Below are 9,902 nucleotides of genomic sequence, written 5' to 3'. Positions count from 1 at the left end.
GCTCTATTTCTAAACCATTCACGCGCGTCCTGAGTACGTCCCGGCATTTGCCCTTTACGAACACCATTCAACAAAATCTTATCAAATACATCTGCCATTAGAACTTAATATCCTTCTCGGTTACTATCTTGAATTGCCAATCTTTCTTTTTACAGAACTTCTCGGCAGCTTCCCACTTAGCTTTATTTATTCCGAAAGTTGCAACTTCGTTTAAGTATCTCTTACTCTTACGTTTTGGTTTGGTCGGCTCTTGTGTCTGTTTGTATGGTTTGACCTCAATCATAAAAGTCTTTTCACCACCATCTTTTGTCTTGACTTTTACGATGAAATCTGGAAAATATCTTCTCCAATGATCATTAACCGGATCGTAATAGGGCACGTAAAATTCTTCGCTCGACCAATAAACAACATCATCGCGTTGGTCAAATTTCGACATTAACTGCCTTTCCCATCCCGAACGATAAATAATTTCATTAGGATTGCCAGCATACTTGCTCGGATTTCTTGGTTTGAATTTACCTTTTCTTGGTCCAGCCATTACATAAAACCCGTATAAATAGTTATGAGTATTAATAATACATATCTATGGAGTATTTATGGCGAGTACAAGAGATACCGGGCAGCAAGACGACAATATTAGTAGTCCGTTGAAAGATTTATACAGAACTAATGCACCAGCAACTTATGTCTATCCACAAGACTTAGGTAATAATGGTGATCCCTATCTTGTCTTTAGACGTGTTAGATATAACAGAGAAAAAAGACTTGATCTTTCTACAAGAGAACTTTTAACAAGTTTTTACCTTCCCATTCCTGCAAATCTTGGCGTTCAATATGGCGCTAATTATTCTAATATTGATCTTGGGGTTGCAGGTCAAAAAATATCACAATTCGCGAGCGATCCAGATACAGGTATGTGGGAAGCCGTTGGTCAGGGATGGCAAACCACTAAAGAGTTGATACCAAGATTTGCTAAAAACGCACTACAAACATTTGGTGAAACCGCTGGTGTTAGAGCAAGAGAAGGTATTGAACTTGGTACGGGTGTTGCTCTAAACTCTCACCTAGCGGCATTGTTTGAAGATGTTGGTTTTAGAAGTCATGAATTCAATTATAAATTGATTGCTAGAAATTATAAGGAATCTCTTGACATTCGTAATATGATTCAGTTATTCAAGTATGCTATGCACCCATCATTTCTAGAAACTAAGGTATCAAAGACAAATGTTTTTGAGTATCCTGATGAATGGTACATTCACTTTCGTAAGGGATATAGAGAAAACCTATACGACTTCGCACCGTGCGTATTGACAAACTTTAGTGTTCAATATAACGGCTCTAACGTACCTGTATTCTATGAAGATACAAAGGCACCGGTCGATATTGATATTACTTTGCAATTCCAAGAAGTCGAAATTCTTACCAAGGAGAAAATCGAAAACGAATTTACAAATCGTGGTGCATTTGGTCAAGTTAGTGGTAGTAGTGTCAGCCGTGGTCAAGATACATCACCGGCTAGTGATGGTGACACCCGTACACTTGAAGAAAGACGTAATAGTTCAATAGGTCTGATTTAATGTCTAATTACTTTTCAGCATATTTTCCACAAACACTTTACGTTCTAGGTGACGGAAAAAAGCAAGCAACAAATATAACTCTAAGATTTATCGTTCGTGATATAATCAAAAAGAGAAGTTTTGTTTATTACAGCTATTCAATTCAAGATGGAGATAGACCAGATACTATTGCCGCTAAGTATTACGGTAATTCAAATTACGATTGGATTATCATGATCGTCAATGATATTTTTGATGTAAACTACGATTGGCCTATGGACAGTTACAGATTTGAGAAGTATCTAAGAGATAAGTACGGTAGTGTTGCAGCCGCGAAGTCACAGGTAAACAGATACGAGAAGATTATTAAAGAAGGTGGTCAAGATGAATTTGGTAATCCACAAAAAAGAAAGACAGTTGTAATTGATAAAAATACTTATGATCAAACATCTTTAAGTAAAAGACTAGAGATATCTGCATACGAATACGAGAGAGATTTAAACGAATCCAAAAGAGAAATTTCCATACTTGATAAATTTTATCTAGGACAAATTCTAGAGGAAGCCGAGGATATCTTTGAGTAATAATTTTAGAGTGAATAGAGCCAATATTGAAAAGATGGAATTGACTAATTATGACGGCTCTAAGAAAGTTGATCTTACAGGTGTAGTACAGGAATTTAATTTGCATGAAGATTTTATGCAAATCACAATGTATGGCAACCTAGTTATATTTGATTCTCTAGATTTAATTCAAGAATTTCCTATTATCGGTGAAGAAGATTTCAGTATTATATTTTCATTCAAAAGTTCTGAAGAAGATATTCGTAATACAAAAATTAAAAGAACATTCAGAGTATATAAGATTTCAGATATTACAAGAGGAAAGAACGATAAAGCACAGGTTTACGCACTACACTTTATATCTCCCGAGTATTTTAAAAACTTATCGAAAACTGTACCCAACGCATTCACGAACAGAAACGTTTCTGATATGGCTAGTTTCGTGTATAATGAATATATTAAATTAGATGATACCAAAGTATTTGACATAGAGAAAACAAATACACGTCAAAATATTATAATTCCATTCATATATCCATTTCAAGCTATGTCTATGCTTACTAAAAGAGCGTGGTCATCGACTAATAGAAGTTCCAATTACGTTTTCTATGAAGATCGTGATGGCTTTCATTTTAGAACGATTGAATCTTTTTTGAATGATGATATTAAACAGACCTACTACTACCGTCAAACTCTAGGTCACAATCAAGATGCGAGTGTTGAGAACAAAGACAATAAAGAACCATTCATTATTCGTAATCTTACCGTAGTTCAAATGAGAGATAACCTTAAGCAAGTATTCAATCGAATGTATAACAGTAGCGTTGATACTATTGATATTATTGCTAAAAAATATACTGCGGCAAGTGGTAAATATGATTACGATAAAAACTTTAACAGAATCAAACATTTAGAAAAGTATCCGATTAAGTCAGATGTAAACAGAATTATTAATAATGACACTATGTTTTATCCGACAGAATTGGAAACAAGTAATCTTTCTTATGCTAGTAAAGGAAACATAAAACCTAAATATTGGGAAAGATTTCTACCTGAGAGAAAGTCGGCTTTTGCACAGTTAGATTCGATTGTATTAGAGGTTACTATTCCAGGCGACCACTTAAGAAAGCCGGGAGATATTATCGAATTTAGTCTACCAAGTGCAACTGATTTGAAAGAGTTACAAGGCGCACATAGATATTTAAGTGGTCGTTATTTAGTTACTCGCGTGCGACATAAGATTAATAATGAAAGCTACAGTACAGTGATGCAAATAGTGAAAGAATCATCACCAAAGAAAATAAAACCATTAGAGGCTTAAAATGTATCTAACAGAATCAGAAAAACAACTATTGGAATTCTATGAATCCGAGAAATACCTAGAAGAAAAGCTTATTCAATTCAATAAAGGCAAGAAGTTCGGTCAAATTGTTTTCTTGGCTGGTGGTGCCGGTAGTGGTAAGGGATTTGCTATCAAGAACTTTCTTGGTGCAGAAAACTTTAAGGTTCGCGATGTTGATGAATGGAAAAAATCGTTTATGAAAATTGCCAAGCTTAAGAACAAGTATCCAGAAATTCGCGATCTTGATCTAAAGAAACCGCAAGACGTGTTTAAGATGCACCAGTTCATTAAAGACCTTGGCATTAAAGATAAAACTCTTGACAACATGCTAAATCAAGCAAAACAAGATCGTTTACCAAATATCATGTTCGACGTAACATTGAAAGACCTTGGAGATATTAAAGATGTTCTACCAAGACTTCGTGATGCCGGTTATGATCCCAAGAATATTCACGTTGTTTGGGTACTAACAAATTTCTATGCAGCTATCAAGAATAATGCTGGACGTGACAGAGTAGTACCAAAAGATATTCTTCTGAAAACTCACCAAGGCGCGCGAGATAGTATGGCAGATATTATCAAAGGTAACGTTCCACGTGGTGTTGACGGCTCCGTACACGTAATTCTTAATAACAGAGAAGAAACCGTATTTTGGGTTGATCCAAAAACAGGTGAAGAACTAAAGAAAAAGCCTGTAAAGAGTTTTACTTCTCTACAGTTAAAGGAACCCGGCAAGCCCGTCAAGAAAGATGAAGAAATACAAAAACAAGTTTTTGATTGGATTGAAAATAATACTCCCGGCGATTCTCTTGAAACCGTGAAGAAGGTAGCGTAAATGCAACCTAATAATGATTTTCTTGGATTAAATAATTTTGTGTGGTTTCATGGGGTTGTTGAAGATCGAAATGATCCCTTGAAACTTGGTCGTATTCGTGTTAGAATTTTCGGATGGCACACAGAAAATAAAAATCTAGTACCAACGTCAAGCCTACCTTGGGCGATGCCTGTCCAAGCCATTACATCGGCTGCTACAAGCGGTGTGGGTCAATCACCTACTGGACCGGTTGAAGGTACGTGGGTAATCGGATTCTTTCAAGATGGTGGTGATGGACAGATACCTATCATTCTCGGTACAACGGGCGGTATTCCATCATCTGAAAATTCACAAACGGGCTTTTCAGACCCAAACGGGAAATACCCTAGATATACAGGCGAACCCGATACTAATCCTAGAGCGCGTAATGAAGGTGTAGAGAAGCGCACAGACCAGAAGAAAGTAACTTCCGCCTTTGGTGCATCATGGACAGAACCAAGCGACCCATACGCGGCTGTATATCCCTACAATCACATATATGAAAGCGAAAGCGGTCACGTTCAAGAGTACGATGATACTACTGGAAATGAGCGTACCTTTAAAAAGCACAGAACAGGAACATTTGAAGAAGTGCATCCAGACGGCTCGCGTGTAACAAAAATTGTAGCGAATGATTATGAAATTGTTGCAGAAGATAAGAACGTATGGATTAAGGGTGTTTGCAATATCACGGTTGACAATACTTGCAATATGAAAGTAAAAGAATTTAATCTTGAAGTTGAAAATGATATGAATGTTAAAATTGGTGGAAACTATGAAGAAAATGTTGGCGGTGATCAGACTACGCAAGTTTCTGGTAGTATTGACATTGATGGATCAAGGGTGGACATTAACTAATGGCACATGATTTTCAGATTATTAAAAACGGAAAGCTATTAAAGTTTACTCGTTATCAAGATATACCAAAGGATTTTGATAACGTGGTCAAGTTTCTACCTGAGATTCCGCCCGAACCACATACGCCAGAGCAACATGAAGAAATTGAAGATTGGCATAATAAGTTTTTAAGATTAATGGAAATAGAGAAAAATGGCCGTAGTAGTAGATAATCCACCACCAAATGCGACAAGAGGAAAGCCTTTTGATATCACTGTAAACTTTAGTGAAGATACGGGCGGAACTATTGATGATGTGAGTGTGGAATTTGACAAACAGGGTGATAATATTACTATTGTTGAATCTACTGATAGTTTTTCCTCTAGTGGTGTTTACAATGCAGGATGGAAAGATATATTTATCTACGTTGACGCGGGAGAGAGTAATAAAACTCAGACGCCAAAGGTAGCCATAAATACTAATAACATGCCACCTAATAAAAATCTTTATAATCTGAATCAAGATCAAAAAGGCTCTGTTGATCGTACATATTTTTGTAGTGTAAAATATACACCATCTGGAAATAATGCCACACAAGACACAGAAGAAGTTGAAGTTGTACACACAGTAGATAATGATCTAGATGCAATAAAGAATTTCATGGCAAACTATAACTATAATGATAGGAGTTAAATATGCCAGCAGTTACGAGAGTTGGTGATGCGGACGTGCCTCATTGTTCTGGCATGGTAAGAGCGCAAGGTTCACCAAACGTATTCGTGAATAATATTGCGGTAAGTAGAGAGGGCGATCTAAACACTGTTCACTTACTTCCCGGCAGTCCTTGTCCATCGCATAGTGCGCCTATTTCATCTGGTTCTAGTACCGTATACATTAACGGTAAACAATGTGGTCGAGTCGGTGATCCTACTTGTACTTCTGTAGCAGAGGGATCGCCTAATGTATTTGCTGGTGGATAAACTGGTACTTAAGAACCTTTATTCAAACGCTTCGCGTTTGCTCACTTCGTTCGCGATTCTAAATTTGATAAGAAATGAATTAATTAATCATTATTATTTTTCATTGTTACCCTACACAGAGAATGTAGCACCTTGTCAACCCTCTGTCAAGGATAAAATTACATAACAAGGTCACTTTTTTACATATAAATACGATATAGTATGATTAGACGAAGGAATCAAAAATGGCCGTACCTAACAGAGTGGTGTACTCAGATTTACCTATTAATCTGTCCGTTCACCCCGTAAAAAAAGACTTGACACGTGTAACCAATAATGATGCTATCAAGCGTTCCGTTAAAAATCTGATATTGACTAGTTTTTATGAAAGACCTTTTCGGCCATTTGTCGGCTCTAACGTAACATCATACCTGTTTGAGAATTTCACATCAATCACAGAAGAAAATATTGAAGATGCTATCTATGAAGTCATTCGAAATTATGAACCACGTGCAGAACTTCTAAATGTGAGAGTTAACGCACAACCTGATAGGAATAGATTTTCAGTAACGATAATATTTCGTGCTGTGAACCAAACAGAACCAGTAGAAGTTGAATTTTTTCTGAATAGAGTACGGTAATTAAATGGCACAATCAAACACACAATTAGAAGTATCAGAACTAGGCTTTCAGAATATTAAGGACAATCTTAAAGATTATCTTAGAAGTCAGTCGCAATTTGCGGACTTTGATTTTGATGGTTCTAATCTTAATATTCTGTTAGACATTCTATCTTACAATACATACTATCATACCTACTATCTGAATATGGTAGCAAATGAAATGTTTCTTGATTCGGCGCAACTGAGAAACAACATTGTTTCTAGAGCAAAGGAACTAGGATACACTCCTTATAGTGCGCGTGGTGCAACTGCTACACTAGACCTAACCGTGACGCCTTCAAATACAAGCGTTGTAGGTGTAACTGTACCAAAGAACCTTGAATTTATAACTACGATTGACGATCAAAGCTTGACATTCGTAACACCAAAAGCAACGAATATCAATACAAGAAATGATAATAATGAATTCAAGGCTCAAATTGATATTGTGGAGGGTATTCCTCTCACTCATAGATTTACTGTATCTGGTAATAATGACGTATTTACAATTCCTAACGACAATGTTGATACCAGAAGTATAGTTGTTGATGTTAAACAGTCTAACACAAGTTCAAATATTACGAGATATAACAGAGCAGAGGATTTGAAAACTGTTGGTGGTGATACGTCTGTTTTCTTCCTTCAAGAAGGTAATGATAGAAGGTATCAAGTTGAATTTGGTGACGGCGTTCTTGGGCGTCCTGTTGAAAATGGAAACGTAATCGTTGTAAGTTACCGAGTTACAAACGCCGAAGATGGTAATGGTGCAGAAACCTTTACACTAAACAGTGGTGTTGATGGTCACTCTAATGTTAGTTTCAGTGTTGTCAAATCTGCTACAGGTGGAACTAGTCAGGAAAGCACAGAATCTGTTAAATTTAACGCTCCTAAGCACTACGAGAGACAGGATAGACTTGTATCTGTCACAGACTACAAGAATTATCTTGTCGAAAATTATCCAGAATACGATTCGGTATCTGTTTGGGGTGGTGAAGATAACGATCCACCAATTTACGGTAAAGTATTCGTATCGATTAAGCCACAAGACGCAAATATTCTATCAACAACCGCTAAACAAAATCTTGAAGATGAATTAAGATCAAGAAACGTGGTCACACTAGACGTTGATTTTGTTGATGCAGAATTTGTATACTTAGAATTCGATACAACAGTTAACTATGATTCGTCTAAGACTAGCTTAACTACTGGTAGTATTGCCAAAAAGGTTCAAAATGCTATTATTAGATACGGTAGCAATAAGCTAGGTAAGTTTGGTAACAAGTTTCGTTATTCTAGACTTATTAGAAGTATTGATGATGCAGATGCATCTATTCAAGGCAACCTAACTAAAGTCAGAATGCAAAAGAGATTTACACCCTTGCTTAACGAATCTCAGAATTATACTATTGACTTTAAGAATCCGATTGATGGTGGCACCGATCCTCATGAATTGCATGAAAGTCATACAAGAAAAGTATATTCTAATAACTCTTTTCGTTATAAAGGATTTGATAAAGCTTATCTAGAAGATAATGCGAAAGGAAATATTGAAGTATATAGAAATATTAATAATACCAAAGTTAATATTGATAATAACGTAGGAAGTGTCGATTATGAAAATGGTGTGATTACACTAAATTCAATTCTATTTGAAAGCGTAAACGATGGTGATGATATAGAATTAGTCGCAATACCAAAGAATAACGATATTAATCCTGTTAGAAATACAATTATTCTCTTTGATGAAAGCAATATTAACGTGAAGATGGTGGATGATGACAACTAATAATAAAATATCTACACTAATCGAAACACAATTTCCCGAATTCTTTTTTGAAGATGGACCTGTATTTGTTGACTTCATCAAAGCTTATTACGAATGGCTTGAACAAGAAAAGAATGTCATTGATGCTACTCAGAATGTATTAAACTACCGAGATATTGATAATACTCTTGATGAATACGTTCAATATTTCATCAGTGAATTCATTCCTTCCGTTCCAGAAGATGCAATTGGTGATAAAAGACTTTTTATCAAGTACGCTATTGAATTCTACCGAGGAAAAGGATCAGAAGCTTCTTATAAGTTACTTTTCCGTATGCTTTATGATGAAGATATCACAATATATTATCCAAGAGAAGATATTTTAAAAGTCTCTGATGGACGTTGGGTTGAAGAATCCTCTATTAGATTGGGTAGACCATTTCAAGGTGATCTTGATAGCTTAGAAGGTCAAGAAATTGAAGGTCTAACTTCTGGTGCAACGGCGACAGTTGATAGAGTTATTCGTGGTCAAGAATCGGGCCTTCTGGTGAGAGAAGTCTTTATCACTAACAGTGATGGTGCTTTTCGAGATGGTGAAGTTGTAACCAATAATAAAACAGGCGACGATCTTATTACGGGAACCGTTGTTAGCTTTGTTGGTACTCTAGTTGATATTGATCCTGTCAGATTTAAAGGTCAAGGTCACTCCGTTGGTGATAGATTTACGGTTACTGGTGCGGGCGGTTCTGGTGCTAATGGTACAGTTATTGAAACTTCCGATACGTCCGCTGTTAGTTTCAGTGTTGTTGATGGTGGTTCTGGTTACAGAAAAGGTGAAGAAGTTGTAAATGTTTACGGTAGTGACGGTTTTGGTGCTGATTTTGAAATCGCGACTATTGTTAATACAGAAATTATTCAACTTAATACAGATATAATTGAACCAGTTAAAGATGTTGTACTAGGCACAGAACCTTACTTCGTTTCAGATGGTGCTAATACGGCTGCGGTGTCTAATAGTTTCGCTACAGCTAATATTAATAGTACATTAAGTTCCGCATTAGAATTTGATGATGTAACAGTTGGTAGTATCGGCAGTGTTATAACTCTAGCTTCTGGTACTAACTACGATCCTCTACCATCCGCAAGTGTTCGCGATGAAACTATTTGGCGTCTAAGAATTTCAGATGGTGAAGGCGGTTATAAGGGTAAGAACGCAAATGTAGTTGCTAGTTACTTACCGGGAGCTATTGAAGATATTCGCATTGATGAATCCGGTGGTTCATATAATAAAAATAAAACCGTTACACTTACGAATATCACAGTAAGTAATACAGTAGCAGCACGTGGCCTACCTGTCGTTACAGG

The 9,902-nt window shown here is 36.4% G+C and carries 12 protein-coding genes; 11 read left to right on the top strand and 1 reads right to left on the bottom strand.

Translation table 11 applies throughout. From position 1 onward, the window contains the following. Positions 1-97 precede the first annotated feature (97 nt). Entirely contained in the window at positions 98-538 is a 441-nt protein-coding gene (locus QZ276_RS06225; RefSeq protein ID WP_292486296.1) for a TnsA endonuclease N-terminal domain-containing protein, read from the bottom strand. A gap of 58 nt (positions 539-596) precedes the next feature. Between QZ276_RS06225 and QZ276_RS06220 the strand changes: the two genes are divergently transcribed. The 11 genes from QZ276_RS06220 to QZ276_RS06175 form a co-directional block, all read left to right on the top strand. After that, the gene (locus QZ276_RS06220; RefSeq protein ID WP_292486294.1) at positions 597-1,577 is read left to right on the top strand and encodes a hypothetical protein; all 981 of its coding nucleotides are present in this window, start codon (positions 597-599) and stop codon (positions 1,575-1,577) included. After that, entirely contained in the window at positions 1,577-2,140 is a 564-nt protein-coding gene (locus QZ276_RS06215; RefSeq protein WP_292486292.1) for a baseplate wedge protein 53, read from the top strand. Before QZ276_RS06220 ends, QZ276_RS06215 begins: the two co-directional genes overlap by 1 nt. Then, entirely contained in the window at positions 2,133-3,440 is a 1,308-nt protein-coding gene (locus QZ276_RS06210; RefSeq protein ID WP_292486290.1) for a hypothetical protein, read from the top strand. The genes QZ276_RS06215 and QZ276_RS06210 overlap by 8 nt, the downstream gene beginning before the upstream one ends. Before the next feature lies 1 nt (position 3,441). Beyond that, a complete protein-coding gene (locus tag QZ276_RS06205; protein ID WP_292486288.1) occupies positions 3,442-4,296 on the top strand; it encodes a zeta toxin family protein in 855 nt (284 codons plus the stop codon). Then, a complete protein-coding gene (locus QZ276_RS06200; protein WP_292486286.1) occupies positions 4,297-5,172 on the top strand; it encodes a hypothetical protein in 876 nt (291 codons plus the stop codon). It abuts the gene before it with no gap. Further along, positions 5,172-5,384 (top strand): hypothetical protein, encoded by a 213-nt coding sequence (locus QZ276_RS06195; RefSeq protein WP_292486284.1) that lies wholly within the window; start codon positions 5,172-5,174, stop codon positions 5,382-5,384. The genes QZ276_RS06200 and QZ276_RS06195 overlap by 1 nt, the downstream gene beginning before the upstream one ends. Further along, complete coding sequence (locus QZ276_RS06190) at positions 5,365-5,844, top strand: hypothetical protein (protein WP_292486281.1); 480 nt, start codon at positions 5,365-5,367, stop codon at positions 5,842-5,844. Before QZ276_RS06195 ends, QZ276_RS06190 begins: the two co-directional genes overlap by 20 nt. A gap of 2 nt (positions 5,845-5,846) precedes the next feature. Continuing rightward, the gene (locus tag QZ276_RS11560) at positions 5,847-6,131 is read left to right on the top strand and encodes a PAAR domain-containing protein (RefSeq protein ID WP_369334628.1); all 285 of its coding nucleotides are present in this window, start codon (positions 5,847-5,849) and stop codon (positions 6,129-6,131) included. 224 nt (positions 6,132-6,355) lie between these two features. Further along, positions 6,356-6,751 carry a GPW/gp25 family protein gene (locus tag QZ276_RS06185; protein ID WP_292486279.1) on the top strand — a complete coding sequence of 132 codons (396 nt, stop codon included), beginning with the start codon at positions 6,356-6,358 and terminating at the stop codon, positions 6,749-6,751. Positions 6,752-6,755: 4 nt separating this feature from the next. Next, positions 6,756-8,558 carry a hypothetical protein gene (locus tag QZ276_RS06180; RefSeq protein WP_292486277.1) on the top strand — a complete coding sequence of 601 codons (1,803 nt, stop codon included), beginning with the start codon at positions 6,756-6,758 and terminating at the stop codon, positions 8,556-8,558. Beyond that, positions 8,548-9,902: hypothetical protein (locus tag QZ276_RS06175; RefSeq protein ID WP_292486275.1), on the top strand; the 1,355-nt coding region annotated here is incomplete at its 3' end. The genes QZ276_RS06180 and QZ276_RS06175, both read left to right, overlap by 11 nt.

This window comes from Methanohalobium sp. (genome assembly GCF_018609725.1).
In the GTDB taxonomy this organism is placed as follows: domain Archaea; phylum Halobacteriota; class Methanosarcinia; order Methanosarcinales; family Methanosarcinaceae; genus Methanohalobium.
This window is presented reverse-complemented; position numbering and strand designations above follow the sequence as displayed.